Genomic DNA, 16,641 nt, shown 5'->3' with positions numbered 1-16,641 from the left:
AGCGTACGGGTGTACGGACGCCCGACATGTGTCGGATGGTTGCGCGACCGTCAACGGGAAGAAGTATGGCCCGGATGCTTACTGCGACGCGCCGACGGGCTCCTCCGGCTCCGCCGCGCCCACGAACGACCGCCACAACTGCGTATACCGCCCGCCCCGGGCCAGCAGCTCCTCGTGCGTGCCGTCCTCGGCGACCCGCCCGTCGGCCATGAGGACGACCCGGTCCGCGCGGGCCGCGGTGGTCAGGCGGTGGGCGACCACGAGGGTCGTACGGCGGCCCGCGATACGGTCCGTGGCCTGGTTGACCTGGGCCTCCGTGGCCAGGTCCAGGGCGGCCGTCGCCTCGTCGAGGAGCAGGACGTCCGGGTCGACGAGTTCGGCGCGGGCCAGCGCGATCAGCTGGCGCTGGCCGGCGGAGAGGTTGCGGCCGCGTTCGGCGACCTCGTGGAGGTAGCCGCCCTCCAGGGTGGCGATCATCTCGTGCGCGCCGACCGCGCGGGCCGCCGCCTCGACCTCGGCGTCGGTGGCGTCCGGCCGGCCGTAGGCGATGGCGTCGCGGACGGTGCCCTGGAAGAGGTACGCCTCCTGCGGGACGACCCCGAGGCGGTGGCGGTAGGAGGTCAGGTCGAGGGAGCGCAGGTCCGTGCCGTCGACGGTGACCCGGCCGCCCGTCGGATCGTAGAAGCGGGCCACCAGCTTGACCAGGGTCGACTTGCCGGCGCCGGTCTCGCCGACGAAGGCGACCGTCTGTCCGGCGGGGATGCGCAGGTCGATGCCGACGAGGGCTTCCTCGTCATCGCCGTATTTGAAGTGGACGTCCTCGAAGGCGATCTCGCCCCGCAGGGAGAGGACTTCGAGCGGCTCGACGGCGTTCTTGGTCGACGTCGGTTCCTGGAGCAGCTCCTGGATGCGGCCGAGGGAGACGCTCGCCTGCTGGTAGCCGTCGAAGACCTGGGAGAGCTGCTGGACGGGGGCGAAGAACAGGTCGATGTAGAGCAGGTACGCGACCAGGGCGCCCGTCGTGAGCGTCGCGGCGTCGATCCGTCCCGCGCCCGCGATCAGTACGGCGGCGGCGGCCACCGATGACAGGAACTGTACGAAGGGGAAGTAGATCGAGATCAGCCACTGGCCCCGGACGCGCGCCCGGCGGTAGCTGTCGCTGCGCTCGGCGAACCGCGCCCCGCCGTCCCGCTCGCGCCCGAAGGCCTGCACGATCCGCAGCCCGGAGACGGACTCCTGAAGATCCGCGTTGACCAACGACACCCGTTCACGGGCCAGTTCGTACGCCTTCACGCTCGCCCGGCGGAAGAAGAACGTCGCGATGATCAGCGGGGGCAGAGTGGCGAAGACGACGAGGGCGAGCTGTACGTCGATCACCAGCAGGGCGACCATGATGCCGAAGAAGGTGACGACCGAGACGAACGCGGTGACCAGGCCGGTCTGGAGGAAGGTCGAGAGCGCGTCGACGTCGGTCGTCATGCGCGTCATGATCCGGCCCGTCAACTCCCGCTCGTAGTAGTCGAGTCCGAGCCGCTGGAGCTGGGCGAAGATCTTCAGGCGGAGGGAGTACAGGACGCGTTCGCCGGTGCGTCCGGTCATCCGGGTCTCGCCGACCTGCGCGGCCCACTGGACGCTCACGGCGAGCAGGGCGAGGAGGGAGGCGGCCCAGACGGCGCCCAGCGCCACCTGCGTGACGCCCTGGTCGATGCCGTGCCGGATCATGACCGGGAGCAGGAGGCTCGTCCCGGCGTCCACGGCGACGAGGCCGAGGCTGACCAGGAGGGGCAGGCCGAAGCCGCGCAGCAGCCTGCGCAGGCCGTACGACTCCTCGGGCGTGACCGCGTGTGCCTCGTCGATCCGCGGGGTGTCGGTCGCCGGGGGCAGCGCGTCGACCTGGGCGAGGAGTTCGGGGGTGGCCGGGCTGCCGTCCATCGCGAGGTCCCGGCGCTCACGCTCACCCGTCCAGAGCCTGGGCGTGATGCCGCTCTCGGCGTCGAACTCGGCGTCCAGCTCGTCCCGTACCGAGGTGTCCTGAGCCGGTTCCGCGGGCCGGGTGTGGCCGGGTGAGACGCCGCCGAGCTCCTCCGGGTCGGTGAGCAGGCGGCGGTAGAGGGCGGACCGCTGCTGGAGTTCCTCGTGGGTGCCGAGGTCGGCGAGCCGGCCGCCGTCGAGGACGGCGATGCGGTCGGCGAGGCCCAGGGTGGAGCGGCGGTGGGCGATGAGGAGGGTCGTGCGGCCCTCCATGACCTGGGTCAGGGCCTCGTGGATCTCGTGCTCGACGCGGGCGTCCACGGCGGAGGTGGCGTCGTCCAGGACCAGCAGGCGCGGGTCGGTGAGGATCGCGCGGGCGAGGGCGACGCGCTGGCGCTGGCCGCCGGAGAGGGTGAGGCCGTGCTCGCCGACCGTGGTGTCGTAGCCGTCGGGGAGCTCTGTGATGAAACGGTCCGCCTGGGCGGCGCGGGCGGCCGTCTCGATCTCCTCCTGGGTCGCGTCCGGGCGGCCGTACGCGATGTTGTTGCGGACCGTGTCCGAGAAGAGGAAGGAGTCCTCGGGGACCAGGCCGATCGCGGCCCGCAGCGAGTCCAGGGTGAGCTCGCGGACGTCGTGGCCGCCGATGAGGACGGCGCCGCGCGTCACGTCGTAGAAGCGCGGCAGGAGCAGGGAGACGGTCGACTTGCCGGAGCCGGAGGTGCCGACGACGGCGAGGGTCTCGCCGGGGCGGATCTCGAAGGAGAGTCCTTGCAGCACCGGGCTGGTTTTGCCGGGGGCGGCCTCGTAGCCGAAGGAGACGTCGTCGAACTCGACGCTCGCGGGCGCGTCGGCGGGAAGCTCCTTCGTGCCGTCGGTCATCGACGGCTCGGTGTCGATCAGCTCCAGCACGCGCTCGGTGCCGGCCCGCGCCTGCTGGGCGACCGTGAGCACCATGGCGAGCATGCGGACCGGGCCGACGAGCTGGGCGAGGTAGGTGGAGAAGGCGACGAACGTACCGAGCGTGATGTGCCCGCGCACGGCGAGCCAGCCGCCGACCGCGAGCATCGCGACCTGGCCGAGGGCGGGGACGGCCTGGAGGGCCGGGGTGTACCGGGAATTGAAGCGGATGGTGCGCATGCGCCCCGCGAAGAGCCGGCGCCCGACCTCCCGCAGCTTCCCGGTCTCCTGGTCCTCCTGCCCGAAGCCCTTCACCACGCGTACGCCGCTGACAGCGCCGTCGACCACGCCCGCGACGGCGGCGGCCTGGGCCTGGGCGTACCAGGTGGAGGGGTGCAGCTTGGTGCGGGAGCGCTTCGCGATCCACCAGATGGCGGGGGCGACGGCCAGGGCGACCAGCGTGAGCGGCAGCGACAGGGACGCCATGATCCCCAGGGAGATCAGGAAGAGGACGATGTTCCCGATCGTCATCGGGAGCATGAAGAGCAGGCTCTGGATCAGCTGGAGGTCACTGGTGGCGCGGCCGACGACCTGCCCGGTGGACAGCTCGTCCTGACGGCGGCCGTCGAGGCGGGTGATCGTCCCGAACATCTCGATGCGCAGGTCGTGCTGGACGTCGAGGGCGAGGCGGCCACCGTAGTAGCGGCGGATGTAGGTGGCGACGTAGACGAGGAGGGCCGCGCCGATCAGGGCACCGGCCCAGGGGGCCATGCCCCGGCTGTGGTCGCCGATCACGTCGTCGATGATCACTTTGGTGACGAGCGGGACCAGCGCCATGACGGCCATGCCGACGAGGGAGGAGCCGAGGGCGAGGACGACGTCCTTGGGGTGACGCCATGCGTAACCGGCCAGTCTGCGCGCCCAGCCCTGCGTCTCCCCCTGTTGCGCTGCCACGCGGGTGCCTTCCGTTCGTCCTGATCGTCCCGATCGACCTGATCTACCGGAAGACACCAACGCGGATGGAAGCGGATTTCATCCCTCCGCAACAGAACGTGAGGGGAGAGGTCAGATGCGTACTCGCAGGTAGTAGAACCGGGTCGTCTGTACGGCGTTCTGGTTGTCGTCGCTGACCAGGAGCACCTTCAGGGCACCCTTGCTCGCGCCCGTGATCGTCATGCCCTCGATGTTGTCGAGCAGCGGGTTCGGCTGGGGCTGCTTCGCCGTGGCGCCCAGGGTCGGGCAGTCGGCGATGTCGGCGAGGAGGGTCTTCTTGATCAGCCGTACGCCGTTCTGGCCGGTGAGCGTGTCGATACCGCTCGTGTCCGTCGCGCGGCGCGGGTCGGCCAGGTAGAGGCGGACCGTGTTGCCGACGCCCGAGGTGAAGCCGCGCTCCAGGACGAGGAGGCGGCCGTCGGGGAGGGCCTGGACCTCGGGGACGCCGAGGCCGGTGTCGGTGCGGTAGGCGTACTGGGCGCCGAGCTCGAAGCCCTTGCGGCTGCGCTCCCAGGTCTGGAAGCGGACGATGCCCGCGCTGTCGCCGGAGAGCGCGTACTCCATCGAGGCGAGGAGGGTGTGCCCGCCGGGGAGCATGGTCAGGCCCTCGAAGGTGCCGTTGGAGACGGCGCGGCCGGCGGGGGCGACCTGGAGGGAGGGCGGGACGGGGAGGCGGTCGAGGATGCGGCCGTCTCGGCTGTAACGGCGGATCGACGGCTCGGTCTCCGAGGTGATCAGCCGGGTGCCGTCCCGGTCGATGACCAGGCCCTCGGAGTCGAGGGCGGCGCCGTTCTCGTCGGCGAGCGGGACGACGGACTTCGGCGCGAGTGTCCTCGGGTCCAGATCGAACAGCGACGACCGGTCGGAGAGGGCGGCGAGGGAGCCGTCCTGGTCCACCGCGAGGGCGGAGAAGTTGCCGACGAAGGTGCCGTCGTACGTCGTCTTGTCGAGCGCGTCGGAGAAGCGGTCGATGGAGACGGAGGGGGAGCAGGCGTGGTTCTCCCCGGCGTTGTGGTTCTCCCCGGCGTTGGCGGGCGCGGCGACGGTCAGGCAGGTGGCTGCCGCCAGGGCCGCGGAGGTGGTGGCGAGTACGGTTCTCAGGCGCATGGGGGTCACGGTAGGACGCGGGCGGTTGAGGGGGAGCGTCTGGGTTGTGAATTCCGGGGGCTTGGGGGGGGGCTGGGGGGGCTGGGATGCGGCGGTGACCCGCGCCCCAGATCCACCCCCGGACGAGTTCCGCGGAGCACCGGAAACGATGCGCAGTCCAGGCCGGAACCGGGGTGCAAGGCGAGGGGAGTTACTCGGACTCTTCCTGCGGCAGGGCGCGGCTGTTGATCGCGTCGGCGATGGCGTAGGCGGTGCGGACGAAGGACTCCGCCTGCTGCGCCGACAGGTTCTGCGTGGAGGTCTCCTCCAGGGCCCGCCACATGGCTGCGATGGGCTCACGCATGGCACGGCCCTTGTCGGTGAGGTGGACCACCATGACGCGCCGGTCGTGTTCGGCCGGCTCGCGGACGAGCAGGCCGGCGTCCTGCATGCGGCGTAGTGCCTTGGAGATGGTGGAGTGGTCCACGTCGACGCTTTCGAGCAGCTCGGACTGGGTCTGGCCGTCCCGGTCCAGGAGGTGCATCAGCAGCAGTTCCTGTCCGGGATGCAGGTCCATCTCGCGGAGCATCGCGGCGGCGCGGGCACGGTGAGCGCGGGCGAGCTGGTAGATCGCGTAACTCATCGGCCCCTCGCCGGCCGTAGCGGGGACGCGGGGTGTGGGCGCAGCCATGCTCGGTTTCCTCAGACGGTGTAGGTGGGGTAGTCGGTGTAGCCGGCCACTCCGCCGCCGTAGAAGGTCGCCGGGTCGGGGGTGTTCAGCGGCGCGTCCGAGCGTAGCCGCTCGACCAGGTCCGGGTTGGCCAGCGCGAGGGCGCCGACGGAGACGAGGTCGGCCGTGCCCTGGTCGATGTCCTTGGCGCGGGCGGGCAGGTCGGTGCCGCCCCGGTTGAGGATCAGCGTGGTCGGCCACAGCGCGCGCAGGGTGCCCAGCAGAGCGTCGTCGTGGCCCCCTGCGACTCACATCACACCCTGCGTACCCGACCAGAAAACCTGACTCGTCAGATACTGTCTTGTCAGATGACAGCCTCGCGTCCAGCGGGCCCCATTCGCGACCGCACAGCTAAGAGCTCTGATGAGCACGCCGTACGAGAGAGCCGCCTTCGCCGTTTCCGCTTCCACCGTCCCGGCCGAGGCGGTCCGCCGCCCGTATGCCGGGAGCATCCCTCCCCCCACGCAGAAAGGGTTACCCAAGTGACCAGCCTTCCCAGTCGCCGGCGTCTCCTGGCCACCGGAGCGGGCGCCGCGCTCGGCCTCGGCGCACTCGGCGCCACCGCGTCCCCCGCCACGGCCGCCCCTGCCACGGCCGCCCCGGCCGCAGCCGCGCAGGGCCTCGGCGCCGGCGCCGAGGAGACCAGGACCCTCGACGAGCTGTACCAGGCCGCCATCGCCGAAGGCGGCAAGCTCGTGATCTACGCGGGCGGCGACCTCGCCAACTCGGGCAGCGGCGCCGGCGCCCGGACCGCCTTCCGCGCGCGGTTCCCGGAGATCGACCTCAACCTCATCGTGGACTACAGCAAGTACCACGACGTCCGCGTGGACAACCAGTTCGCGACCGACACCCTGGTGCCCGACCTGGTGCAGTTGCAGACGCTGCACGACTTCACCCGCTGGAAGCGCCAGGGACGGCTGCTGCACTACAAGCCCGCCGGCTTCAGCAAGCTCCACAAGAGGTTCAGGGACTCGGACGGTGCCTGGGTGGCCGGCATGGTCATCGCCTTCAGCTACCTGTACGACGTGGCGGCGGCTGGGGCCGACGCGCCGCAGACGCCGCTGGACCTGGTCGACCCGCGCTGGAAGGGCGCCATCGCCTCCTCCTACCCGCACGACGACGACGCGGTGCTCTACCTCTTCGCCCTCTACGCCGAGACCTACGGCTGGGACTGGATGGCCGACTTCGCCGCCCAGCAACCGCAGTTCGCCCGCGGCTCCTTCTCCCCCGGCACCGCGGTCACCGACAAGGAGAAGATCATCGGCGTCGGCACGGGTGGCAACCCGCTCGCCACCAGCCCGAACCGCTGGATGATGCCCGACGGGCACCCGTTCATGGCATGGGGACAGCGGCTCGCGATCCTGAAGCAGGCCGCCAACCCCACGGCGGCCAAGCTCTACCTCAACTGGCAGCTGTCCACCGAGCGTCAGAACTCCAACAGCTGGTCGGTGCGCACGGACATCGCGCCGCCCTCCGGCCTGAAGCCGATCTGGGAGTACCCGAACGCCAACCTGGACGGGTACCCCCGCTTCATGGAGGACCGGGCCCAGGTCGAGCGGCTGAAGCAGACCTTCGCCCTCTACTTCGGCGAGGTCAAGGGCGACCCGACACCCGGCTGGCCCGGCCTGCACCCGGGCGCCTGACCCCCGAAAGGCCCCGTACCGGTCGGGCCCGACGGCCTCCGGGCCGTCGCATCACGGCGTCTTCGGCATCCCCATCCGCCCCTCGGCGGGTGGGGATGCCCTCACCCGCCCATCACGCGTGAGCCTGCCGCCGACGGCCCGCCGGATCGCAGGCCACGTAGGCGATCCGGAGGGCGTCGAGAAACCGGGCATCCTCCTCACCGTCGGTCACCCCGGCCGCGACCCGCTCACCGGGCAGCGGGTGCCGGATGAACAGCACCGGAGCTCAGCAGAGCCGACAGGCTGGGTTGTGCCTCGCACCGCCCTCGACGGCATCGAGGCCTCAGCCGCACTCAGGTACCCCGGGCAACCAGGCCGGCCCGACCAGGAAGACGTTGCTGATCCATCCGCCCTGTTGGGGCAGGTACGACCAGGCGTCGTTGGTGTACGGACCGTAGGTGACCGGCTCCGCTCGCTTCTGGCAGTTCACGTACACGGTGGTGGGTTCTGGGATCGTGGCCACGATGTCCGAGGAAGTCGACGCAGTGGCACGGACGTTGACGTTGGTGGCCCAGACCTGCTGCGGTACGTCCTGCGGAGGCGGAGGGTGCACCACGTTGCGCTGCTCGACCGCCGCGGTGACCGCCCGCTCGGCGGTACGGGAGGCCACGCCGTAGGCCTTGGCCTTGTCGGCGGGGCTCTGGGAGAGCCCGTTGTCCCGGTACATGACGTGGGGGGCGTTGTCGCCGATCGCACTGTTGCCGAAGTCCTGCACCCAGCGGGCCTCCCATGCCTCGGAGCCGGGAACCTCCTGCTCGTTGCAGACGGCGTCGTCCGTGCGGCACACGTCGAAGTAGCGGCCGTCTCCGAGGAATCCCGCGAACGGCCCTGGCACGTTGAGGCGTTGCATCAGGCCGCCGCGCAGGACGTCGGCATTGCCGTCCGAGTAGTCGGGGTTGATGGTCAGCATCTGGCCGTCCTGGCCCATGCCGATCTGCCCGTTGCTGCGGGAGGCGTCGCCGACGTTGACGATGGCGCCGATCTCGTCGGCGTTGCGCTGGTTGCCCTGGATCGCGTCATCGGCGATGGCGTTCTTGATGACCTGCGCGCCCTGTGAGTAACCGAGCAGGATCAGCGTCGGGCGGTTCGGGCAGGAGGCGTAGAAGTTGATCTCTTCGATGAGTTTGGCACGGCCTTTGTCCATCGAGGTCCAGTAGTCGTCGGGTCCGAAGTCGCCGGGGAACCAGTCCGGCAAGTCCACCGCGGACGCCGGGTAGTAGAGGTTGCGTACGGTGATGTCGCCGTCATTGACGCCGGCACCGGACAGCGCCTCCTTGAGTGCCCGGATGTAGGTGTCATTGACGCCTACGCTGCCGTAGGGGCGGCCGTCGTCCGTGAATTCCGAGGTTCCGTACGCCGACAGGATCACCCACGGCTTGGCGCAATCGGCCGGCGCCTGCGGTGGGTTGGGCCCCGGATACGCCGCGTGCGCCGAGGTCGCGGTACCAAGATTCACGGCCAGGACAGTTGCGGCCAGGGCGACCGGCGTGAGCACCAAGCGCCGCCATCTGCCTCCGCTGACCACTCCGCCGCCCACTCTGATTGTTTTCGCGGTCATCATCCGCTCCCCCTGCATTTCGAGCCGCGGGCCTCACCGGACCCAGCCGTATCGATGGACTCACAGTGCAGCGCGGCCGATTCGCCCATGACAATGCCCGAGCTTCCATTTCCGGCCATGACCGAATCCTTGAATGTGCCACCCGCTCCATGGCCTCCGGGATGACTGCCTGCGCGGGTCGTTCCGTCATCTCCGCCGACGCCTTTCACAACTCGACGCGAACTCGGCGATCGACCTCCAAGAACCCATCAAATGCCGTCCAGATCGGCGACATGCATACGCGCAGGGCGTACGCGAAATCCGTACGACGTGCACCCCGCGTGAATTGTGCGCCGGAATCAACACAAGGGGAATCGAACATGCCCCTTGGCACCCATCCCCCGGCTGGGGGAGAGGGTTCCCCCGCGCGCGGGATCTCCCCGGTGCCGCCGGCCGATGTACTGAGGCAGTCGGCAACACGGGGAAGGACTCATATGCGCACCCTCACGAGACGACGTCTGCTCACCTCTGCCGCATCGGCGGCCGCGTCGACGGGCCTGGCCGCCGTACCTGCGCGGGCCGCGGACCGGACCCGCGCAGGAGCCGATGACGTGGTGGACGCCCTTCGGGCGCTTCCGGGCCTGCGGGTGATCGAGGAACGGCCGGGCGCCGAGCCCGGATACCGCTTCTTCGTGCTCGGCCTGCGCCAACCGGTCGACCACACCGACCCCGGGGCCGGGACCTTCGAGCAGCGCCTGACCCTGCTCCATACCGCCGCCGACCGGCCCACCGTGCTGTTCAGCACCGGATACGAAGTGCCGCTCATACCGCGGCGGACCGAACCGGCCGTCCTGCTGAACGGTAACCAGCTCGGCGTCGAACACCGCTTCTTCGGCACCTCGCGTCCGGCGGCCCCCGACCTCACCCACCTGACGATCCGCCAGGCCGCCGATGACCACCACCGCGTGGTCTGCCTCTTCCGCCGGCTGTACCCCAGCACGTGGATCTCCACCGGCGGCAGCAAGGGCGGCATGGCCAGCGTGTACCACCGCCGCTTCCACCCCCACGACGTGGACGGCACCGTCGCCTACTCCGCCCCGAACAACGTCGACGACCGCGAGGACTCCGCCTACGTGCGGTTCCTGGAGCACGTGGGCACCGCCGCCGCGCGCGACGCCCTGAAGACGGCACAGCGACAGATGCTGCTGCGCCGCACCGAACTGGTCGCCCGCTACGAGGCCTGGGCGTCCGCCACCGGTGACACCTTCCGCATCATCGGCAGCGCCGACAAGGCACTGGAGATCGCCGTCCTGCGGGTGCCGTTCATGTTCTGGCAGCGCCGCACCGCCGCGGACGCCACCGCCGCCCCCGGCCCGGACGCCTCCACCGCCACGCTGTACGCGTGGCTGGAGGAGACGGCCGCCCTGCCCGTCTACGCCGACTCCACGGCTCGGGACTACATCCCCTACTGGTATCAACTCGGCACACAGATGGGCTACGTGGACGTACCCACCGACCATCTGGACGGACTCCTGCGGTACCCGGACGCCATCGAACCCCGCAGTTTCGTGCCGCGCGACATCCCGATGCACTTCGACACCGAGGCCATGCCCGACATCGACAGCTGGGTGCGGCGGCGCGCCGGCCGGCTGCTCTTCGTCAACGGCACCCAGGACCCGTCCGTCGCCGAGCCCTTCCGGCCCGGCCCGCGCGACGCGCGCGTGCTGTGGGTGCCGGGCGGCAACCACCACGTCACGATCGCGGACCTGTCCCCCGCCGACCGCGCGGAGGCCGTCACAGCGCTCCGCGATTGGGCCACGGGCGGGGGCGCCAGGAATCGCAGCACGGAGTGAACCGTCGGGCGGGCTCTGGTCCAGCCGGACTTGTGAGGCTCGTGGACGTCAGCTCGCCGCCAGATCCCGGTGTACGACCTTGGCGACGCCCTGGATGGTCGTGATCCCGTAGTTCATGGTGCTGTTGCCATGGGTGAGGACCGTGATCATGTAGTCGTGGCCGTTGCCCTTGAAGGTGCCGACGCTGTGCACCCGCCAGCCGTTGGTGGCCCGCTCCAGCCAGCCGTTCTTGACGTGCACGGAGACGCCCGACGGCACTCCGTACGGCGTCCCCCAGCGCTGCGAGGAGATGACCTGACCCATCAACTTCTGGATGTACGCACGGGAGTTGTCGCTCAGGACGGTGTTCTTCGCGGTGACCAGCTTGAGCAGCTTCTGCTCGTCGGTGACGGTGATCTGGGTCAGGCCCCAGTAGCCGTTGGCACCCGGCTTGGTCTGGGTCATGGCCGCCGCCGCGAGGAAGCCCTTGATCTTCGTCATGCCGAGCTGCTTCCAGAGCGTGCTGGTCGCGTCGTTGTCCGACTTGGTGATCATTGCCTTGGCGAGGGAGGCCTCGCGGTCGGTGAGGTACCGGTTGTGCTTCTTCGCGTCCCAGAGCAGCGTGGCGAGGACGGTGACCTTGACGACGCTGGCCGAGTCGAAGGCGGAGGAGGCGCGGAGCGTGCAGGTGGTCTTGGTGCTGCGGTCGTAGACACCGACCGCGACGGTGCCCTTGCGGTTGGCCAGGGCCGCGGTGATGTCCTGCTTCAACTTGGCGGCGAGGCCCGCCTTGGCGGACGTACAGCTGACGGTCGGCGTGGCCGCGGCGGCGGGCGCGGCGGCCACGCAGGGTATGAGGACGCCGGCGCCGACGCCTGCGGCGAGCACTCTCGCGCGTATGGATATCCCGTGAGTCATACCCGTGATGACTTACGGATCCACAGGAAAGGTTGTAGGTGCGGGGAATGGTTGTACGAACCGTTACTCGCCAGAGCCACCAGGGCCGTCGTAGGCGGGTTCGGGAAGGCGGGCGCCTCGACTCTCCGCGATGCGGTGGACGTCGCGCAGCGCCTCGGCCATGCGGGCTGCCAGGAAGTGGAGTTGGACGGGGGTGGCCTTGTCGTCGGCGAGCATGTCCGCGGCGTGGTCCAGGAGTTCGACCGCCATGTCGAGTTGCACGCTCTCGATGGTGTCGGCGACGCGGGAGAGGTATCCGGACCCGGTCTCGTCGGTCATGAGGTAGCAGGGCTTGCCTTCCGACCCTGCCCAGGGCAGTAGCCGTGCGCCGCCCATCACTTGGTGACCTTCACGATCGCTGAAGGCATGCCGATCGACCCCACGCCGACTCCGAGTACGGGGGCCGGGGGTGTTGTCGGCGGGCGGCGGCGCCGGAAACGCAGCAGTGGTTCGAGGAGGCGGGCAATTCGGTGACTCATCTCATCAACTCCGTTGGGTAGCGATTCACTCACAGAGTGAGACGGGTCGGGCTAGGCTCGCTAGGGGGTCGGGTGTGACCAGGCATTTGTCACAAGGGAGTTGGCCATGAGCAACACGTACGGTGACTGGCTCAAGCAGCAACGGGAGACAGCGGGACTGACTCAGCAGGAGCTGGCTGACATGGCGGTCATGACGCGATCGCACATCTCGCACATCGAGGCGGGGCGGCGCATCCCGTCGAAGGAGGACGCGCGGCGGCTGGACAAAGCTCTGAACACGGGGGATGTCTTGAGCAGCTTCCTGCCGCGGGAGGACGCGGCGGTCGAAGACTACTTCGAGGCAGCCAGGCAACTCGAACAACAGGCAACAGTGATCCGTGAGTTCGCGCCCACCTTCGTACCTGGCATCCTGCAGACGAAAAGGTATGCGCGTTCGCTTCTGAGCGTCGGGTACCCCCCTGCGAGTGAAGAGGAGTGTGACAGGGCCGTTGTCACACGGCTTGAGCGCTCAAAGATCCTCACCGACCCGGTGACGCCCGTAGTGTGGGCGCTGCTGGACGAGGCAGTCCTACGACGCCCGGTCGGTGGCCCGGAGGTCATGGCGGAACAGCTCATGCACGTCGTGCGCCTGACTGAGGCCAAGCGCGTACGCACACACGTAATTCCGTACAGCGTGGGCGCGTACCAGATCCTGAACAGCATGCTGACGCTGATGTGGTTCGAGGACCAGCCCCCGGTGGCCTATTCCGAGGGCCTACAGCTCGGCAAGGTTCACGATTCCCCCGCCATCGTCGAACGACTCCAGGGCGCCTACCATCTCGCTCTGAGCGACGCGTTGCCGCTGCAAGAGTCACTTGCCCTGTTGAGGACGACAGCGAAGGACTACGGACACCATGACTGAGCACACCATCCCGAGCGCGGACATATTGAGCGGTTGGCGCAAGTCGTCCTACAGCGGAACCGAGTCCAACAGCTGCGTCGAGGTACTGGACAACCATCCCTCAGGCACCCCCGTCCGCGACTCCAAGACCCCGCACGGCCCCGCGCTGATCTTCGCGCCCGCCGCCTGGTCATCGTTCGTCTCGGCAGTCAAGGCCGGCTGAACCACAGCCTGCCCCCAGGCAAAACACAGCCCACGCCCATCGGACCTGTGCACGGTGCACTGGTGACAACTGCCACCGACCCCCTGCCCCAGGCCCCCGACCGCTCCGTGGCCCCCACCACGCCCCGCTGGTCACTCCCCGCCCTGCTCGCGATCATGATCCTGGCGGCGCTGCTGTACTCCTGGAACCTCTCCTCCTCCGGCCTCAACAGCTTCTACAGCGCCGCGATCTACAGCGGTACGCAGAGCTGGAAGGCGTGGTTCTTCGGTTCGCTCGACGCGGGGAACTTCATCACCGTCGACAAGCCGCCGTTCGCGCTCATGGTCATGAGTCTGTCGGCCCGGATCTTCGGGTTCGGCACCTGGCAGATGATGGCGCCCGAACTCGCGGCCGCGCTCGGCACGATCTGGATCCTGCACTCCTCCGTGAAGCGGGTGTTCGGGCACGTGGCCGCGGCCCTCGCCGCGCTCGTGCTCGCGTTGACCCCGATCACGGTCGCCATCAACCGGGACAACAACCCGGACACGATCCTCGTCCTGCTGATGGTCGGCGGCGCGGCACTCGCCCTGCGCGCCACGCGCGACGAGAAGCTGCTGCCGCTGCTCGGGTCCGCGGTCTGCTTCGGGCTCGCGTTCAATACCAAGATGCTCCAGGGCTACATCGCCCTGCCGGCCGTCTTCGCCGTGTACGTGTACGCGTCGAAGCTCGGCTGGAAGAAGAAGGTCGTCAACCTGGTCCTGGCCGCCGTGGCGCTGGCCGTCTCCAGTTTCTGGTGGGCTACGGCCGTGTCGCTCGTGCCCACCGACGACCGGCCGTACATCGGCGGCTCGACCGACGGCAGCGCCTGGAACCTGATCATGGGCTACAACGGCCTGGGCCGGATCCTCGGCGGCGAGGGCAACGGCGGAGGCGGGGGCGCCGCAGGTGGGGGCGGCGGAGGCGGGACCTTCGCCGGCACCGCGGGCATCGGCCGGATGTTCAACGACATCCTCGGCGGCCAGATCTCCTGGCTGCTGCCCTTCTCGGCCATCGCCCTCGTCGGCGGTCTGGTGCTGTGCGGCCGGGCTCCGCGCACCGACCGGACGCGCGCCGCGCTGGTGCTGTGGGGCGGCTGGACCGTGCTGCACTACGTGACCTTCAGCATGGCCGAGGGCACCATGCACCCGTACTACACGACCGCGCTCGCCCCGGGCATCGCGGCCCTCACCGGCGCCGGCGGCGTCATGCTGTGGCGCGCCTTCCGCGGCGGCGACCCCCGCTGGTCCTGGGTGCTGCCCGCCGGGCTCGCGGTCACCGGCATCTGGGCGATCGTGCTGCTGCGCCGGGCCACCGACTGGAACACCTGGCTGTGGCCGGCCATCGGTGTCGTCATGGTCCTCGGCGTCGTGGGCATGTTCGTCTTCCGATCCGGCGAGGCCGGGGGGTCCGGCAACCGCGTACGGCTGCTGACCGTGTCCCTCGCCGCGGCGGTCGTGGCCGGGCTCGCGGGTCCGACGGCGTACGCCGTCTCCGTGCCTGCCGGTGCGTCGAGTGGCGGCATGGGCGGGGGCGGTGGCGGCATGGGCGGCACCAACCCGAGCGCCGGGCCTTCGACGGGCAGCGGCTTCGGGGGAGGCGGCGGCCGGGGCGGCTTCGGCGGTCCGGGCGGCAACGCCGAGGCAGGCGGCGAGATGCCCGGCGGTATGCGGCAGGGCGGCCAGAACGGCAACGTCGAGGCAGGCGGCGGGATGACTCCGGGCGGCGGCAGCACCGGTGAACTGCCGCAGGGCGGCGGCGCTCCAGGCGCCCCCGGTGACACCAGCGCCCGCGGCGGCTTCCGCGCAGGCGGCGGCATGGGCGGCGAGACCGACAGCCAGCTCGTGTCGTACCTGGAGAAGCACCAGGACGGCGCCAAGTGGCTGCTCGCGGTGTCCAATTCGCAGAGCGCCGGACAGCTGATCGTGAGCACCGGCAAGCCGGTCATCTCCATGTGGGGCTTCAGCGGCTCCGACAAGGCCATGACGCCGGCCAAGCTGAAGGAGCTGGTGAAGAAGGGCGAGCTGCACTACATCCAGCTCGGCGGCGGAATGGGCGGCCGTATGGGCGGCAACAGCAGCCTCAGCACGCAGATCACCGCGTGGGTCGAGAAGAACGGCACGGCGGTGAAGCAGAGCGAGTACGACAAGAGCGCGACGTCGGAGTCGAGTTCGGCGTCGAGTTCGGCGTCGAGTTCGGAGTCCGCCGCGACCAGCACCCAGTCGACGGTCTACCGCCTGGACGCCTCGGACGTCAGCTGACCTCACCCTCCCCCGGCACCCCAACAGAAGGTCGGCTGAAAACGACTTGTTCTAGTGTAAATAAAACAATTACCGTGAAGCTCGATGGGCGATCCCCCGTCAGCAGCCCGCGTGGAAGGGAGCCGAGCCGGAATGGGTGACGTGAATCAGAAGACCCCTGCGCAGCGCACCGATCTGTCGCATTGGCTGGCGGGCTTGCCGTGTTTGGTGGCCGCCGTGGTGGTAGCGGTGGCGTTCGCCGTTTCCTGGGGAGATCTACCCGACCCGATGGCTGTGCAGTTCGGCGGGGACGGTGACGTCAATCGGGTCACGTCGCCGTGGGAGATCCTGGCGATCTCCCAACTGATGCTCCTTTTTATGGCGGTGGGGGCCACCCGGGCCGCGGTTCTGGGGACCATGTCGTTGCGCTCGGTCTACATCGGTTCGTCGACGATCGGGGTCTTCCTGGGATACCTGTTCACAGTCCTGGTGCTGGTGAACTCCGAGGCCGCGGTCGCCAGAGAGGCACGGATGCCGATGTGGCATTTCGGCGTAGCCGTCGGGCTGACGGTCGCTGTCGGCGTGGCGGTGCGGGTGTTGTCGGCCAACGGCGGTCGCACCCGCCCGGGGCGACCGGTGTCCGTCGGGCTGCGTGCCGGGGAAAAGGCGGTCTGGATTCGGGCGGTCGGTCCGCGGTGGTTGATGGTGACGGGACTGCTGGGCATGGTGGCCGCGCTGGTATGGGGGGCGTTGGGCTCCTCGACAGGATTCTGGTTGGCGCCGTTGGGCCTGCTGACGGCGCTGTTCACGGGGGCCCAGGTGAGCGTTGATGCGCGCGGGTTGACCGTGCGGCACTCACTGGTACGAGTTCCCCGGAAGCACGTGCCGTTGGAGCGGATCGAGCGGGCGTGGGCTCAGGAGGTCCGGCCCTTGTCGGACCTCGGGGGCTGGGGGTACCGGGTCAGCACGGACAGGAGTGGGGTGGCGCTGCGCTCGGGGCAAGGGCTGTGGCTGCGGCTCACTGACGGAAAGGAGTTCGTGGTCGCCGTGGACGACGCGGTGACCGCGGCCGGGCTGCTCAACGATCTGGTGGCCCGTCACAGGACGGATGGCGCTTGA

The 16,641-nt window shown here is 69.6% G+C and carries 14 protein-coding genes and 1 pseudogene; 6 read left to right on the top strand and 9 right to left on the bottom strand.

Translation table 11 applies throughout. The features are described from left to right. Nucleotides 1-78: 78 nt before the first annotated feature. The 4 genes and pseudogenes from AB0I77_RS00215 to AB0I77_RS00200 all read right to left on the bottom strand — a co-directional run. Nucleotides 79-3,822: an ABC transporter ATP-binding protein gene (locus AB0I77_RS00215; protein ID WP_363279987.1), complete on the bottom strand. Its 3,744-nt coding sequence runs from the start codon at nucleotides 3,820-3,822 to the stop codon at nucleotides 79-81. 111 nt (nucleotides 3,823-3,933) lie between these two features. Beyond that, nucleotides 3,934-4,968 carry an esterase-like activity of phytase family protein gene (locus AB0I77_RS00210; protein WP_363279986.1) on the bottom strand — a complete coding sequence of 345 codons (1,035 nt, stop codon included), beginning with the start codon at nucleotides 4,966-4,968 and terminating at the stop codon, nucleotides 3,934-3,936. 190 nt (nucleotides 4,969-5,158) lie between these two features. Beyond that, nucleotides 5,159-5,638 (bottom strand): MarR family winged helix-turn-helix transcriptional regulator, encoded by a 480-nt coding sequence (locus AB0I77_RS00205; protein ID WP_363279984.1) that lies wholly within the window; start codon nucleotides 5,636-5,638, stop codon nucleotides 5,159-5,161. Between the two features lie 11 nt (nucleotides 5,639-5,649). Further along, nucleotides 5,650-5,910, bottom strand: a pseudogene (locus tag AB0I77_RS00200) (alkene reductase); the annotation flags it as partial. A 249-nt stretch (nucleotides 5,911-6,159) separates the two neighbouring features. Here AB0I77_RS00200 and AB0I77_RS00195 point away from each other — a divergent pair. Then, the gene (locus AB0I77_RS00195) at nucleotides 6,160-7,320 is read left to right on the top strand and encodes an ABC transporter substrate-binding protein (RefSeq protein ID WP_363279983.1); all 1,161 of its coding nucleotides are present in this window, start codon (nucleotides 6,160-6,162) and stop codon (nucleotides 7,318-7,320) included. 112 nt (nucleotides 7,321-7,432) lie between these two features. Here AB0I77_RS00195 and AB0I77_RS00190 read toward each other — a convergent pair whose 3' ends face one another. Together AB0I77_RS00190 and AB0I77_RS00185 are read right to left on the bottom strand one after the other, a co-directional pair. Continuing rightward, nucleotides 7,433-7,579 (bottom strand): hypothetical protein, encoded by a 147-nt coding sequence (locus AB0I77_RS00190; RefSeq protein WP_363280579.1) that lies wholly within the window; start codon nucleotides 7,577-7,579, stop codon nucleotides 7,433-7,435. A 63-nt stretch (nucleotides 7,580-7,642) separates the two neighbouring features. Continuing rightward, complete coding sequence (locus tag AB0I77_RS00185) at nucleotides 7,643-8,815, bottom strand: cutinase family protein (RefSeq protein ID WP_363279982.1); 1,173 nt, start codon at nucleotides 8,813-8,815, stop codon at nucleotides 7,643-7,645. Between the two features lie 575 nt (nucleotides 8,816-9,390). Here AB0I77_RS00185 and AB0I77_RS00180 point away from each other — a divergent pair. Further along, nucleotides 9,391-10,749 (top strand): S28 family serine protease, encoded by a 1,359-nt coding sequence (locus AB0I77_RS00180; protein WP_363279981.1) that lies wholly within the window; start codon nucleotides 9,391-9,393, stop codon nucleotides 10,747-10,749. Between the two features lie 48 nt (nucleotides 10,750-10,797). On the opposite strand, the gene AB0I77_RS00175 is transcribed toward AB0I77_RS00180, so the two are convergent. The 3 genes from AB0I77_RS00175 to AB0I77_RS00165 all read right to left on the bottom strand — a co-directional run bounded on the left by AB0I77_RS00175 (nucleotide 10,798) and on the right by AB0I77_RS00165 (nucleotide 12,164). Then, complete coding sequence (locus AB0I77_RS00175; RefSeq protein ID WP_363279980.1) at nucleotides 10,798-11,646, bottom strand: serine hydrolase; 849 nt, start codon at nucleotides 11,644-11,646, stop codon at nucleotides 10,798-10,800. Nucleotides 11,647-11,709: 63 nt separating this feature from the next. Further along, complete coding sequence (locus tag AB0I77_RS00170; RefSeq protein ID WP_363279978.1) at nucleotides 11,710-12,021, bottom strand: hypothetical protein; 312 nt, start codon at nucleotides 12,019-12,021, stop codon at nucleotides 11,710-11,712. Then, on the bottom strand, nucleotides 12,021-12,164 hold the full coding sequence (locus tag AB0I77_RS00165) for a hypothetical protein (protein WP_363279977.1): 144 nt from the start codon (nucleotides 12,162-12,164) through the stop codon (nucleotides 12,021-12,023). The genes AB0I77_RS00170 and AB0I77_RS00165 overlap by 1 nt, the downstream gene beginning before the upstream one ends. Nucleotides 12,165-12,270: 106 nt before the next feature. On the opposite strand from AB0I77_RS00165, the gene AB0I77_RS00160 reads away from it, so the two are divergent. The 4 genes from AB0I77_RS00160 to AB0I77_RS00145 all read left to right on the top strand — a co-directional run bounded on the left by AB0I77_RS00160 (nucleotide 12,271) and on the right by AB0I77_RS00145 (nucleotide 16,641). After that, nucleotides 12,271-13,065 (top strand): helix-turn-helix transcriptional regulator, encoded by a 795-nt coding sequence (locus AB0I77_RS00160; RefSeq protein ID WP_363279975.1) that lies wholly within the window; start codon nucleotides 12,271-12,273, stop codon nucleotides 13,063-13,065. Then, nucleotides 13,058-13,267 (top strand): DUF397 domain-containing protein, encoded by a 210-nt coding sequence (locus AB0I77_RS00155; protein WP_363279974.1) that lies wholly within the window; start codon nucleotides 13,058-13,060, stop codon nucleotides 13,265-13,267. Before AB0I77_RS00160 ends, AB0I77_RS00155 begins: the two co-directional genes overlap by 8 nt. Before the next feature lie 155 nt (nucleotides 13,268-13,422). Then, nucleotides 13,423-15,543, top strand: a complete 2,121-nt coding sequence (locus AB0I77_RS00150; protein WP_363280534.1) for a glycosyltransferase family 39 protein — start codon at nucleotides 13,423-13,425, stop codon at nucleotides 15,541-15,543. A 132-nt stretch (nucleotides 15,544-15,675) separates the two neighbouring features. Then, nucleotides 15,676-16,641 carry a DUF1648 domain-containing protein gene (locus AB0I77_RS00145; protein ID WP_363279973.1) on the top strand — a complete coding sequence of 322 codons (966 nt, stop codon included), beginning with the start codon at nucleotides 15,676-15,678 and terminating at the stop codon, nucleotides 16,639-16,641.

Source organism: Streptomyces sp. NPDC050619, assembly GCF_040654815.1.
Lineage (GTDB): Bacteria > Actinomycetota > Actinomycetes > Streptomycetales > Streptomycetaceae > Streptomyces.
Note: the sequence above shows the minus strand (reverse complement) of the source record. Positions and strands in the feature narration are given on the sequence as shown.

What these genes read in the sequence shown, in the direction of transcription:
- AB0I77_RS00155 (WP_363279974.1), top strand. Translation starts at nt 13,058, where the DNA reads ATGACTGAGCACACCATCCCGAGCGCGGACATATTGAGCGGTTGGCGC.
- AB0I77_RS00170 (WP_363279978.1), bottom strand. Translation starts at nt 12,021, where the DNA reads ATGGGCGGCGCACGGCTACTGCCCTGGGCAGGGTCGGAAGGCAAGCCC.
- AB0I77_RS00145 (WP_363279973.1), top strand. Translation starts at nt 15,676, where the DNA reads ATGGGTGACGTGAATCAGAAGACCCCTGCGCAGCGCACCGATCTGTCG.
- AB0I77_RS00205 (WP_363279984.1), bottom strand. Translation starts at nt 5,638, where the DNA reads ATGGCTGCGCCCACACCCCGCGTCCCCGCTACGGCCGGCGAGGGGCCG.
- AB0I77_RS00210 (WP_363279986.1), bottom strand. Translation starts at nt 4,968, where the DNA reads ATGCGCCTGAGAACCGTACTCGCCACCACCTCCGCGGCCCTGGCGGCA.
- AB0I77_RS00160 (WP_363279975.1), top strand. Translation starts at nt 12,271, where the DNA reads ATGAGCAACACGTACGGTGACTGGCTCAAGCAGCAACGGGAGACAGCG.
- AB0I77_RS00150 (WP_363280534.1), top strand. Translation starts at nt 13,423, where the DNA reads ATGATCCTGGCGGCGCTGCTGTACTCCTGGAACCTCTCCTCCTCCGGC.
- AB0I77_RS00165 (WP_363279977.1), bottom strand. Translation starts at nt 12,164, where the DNA reads ATGAGTCACCGAATTGCCCGCCTCCTCGAACCACTGCTGCGTTTCCGG.
- AB0I77_RS00180 (WP_363279981.1), top strand. Translation starts at nt 9,391, where the DNA reads ATGCGCACCCTCACGAGACGACGTCTGCTCACCTCTGCCGCATCGGCG.
- AB0I77_RS00175 (WP_363279980.1), bottom strand. Translation starts at nt 11,646, where the DNA reads ATGACTCACGGGATATCCATACGCGCGAGAGTGCTCGCCGCAGGCGTC.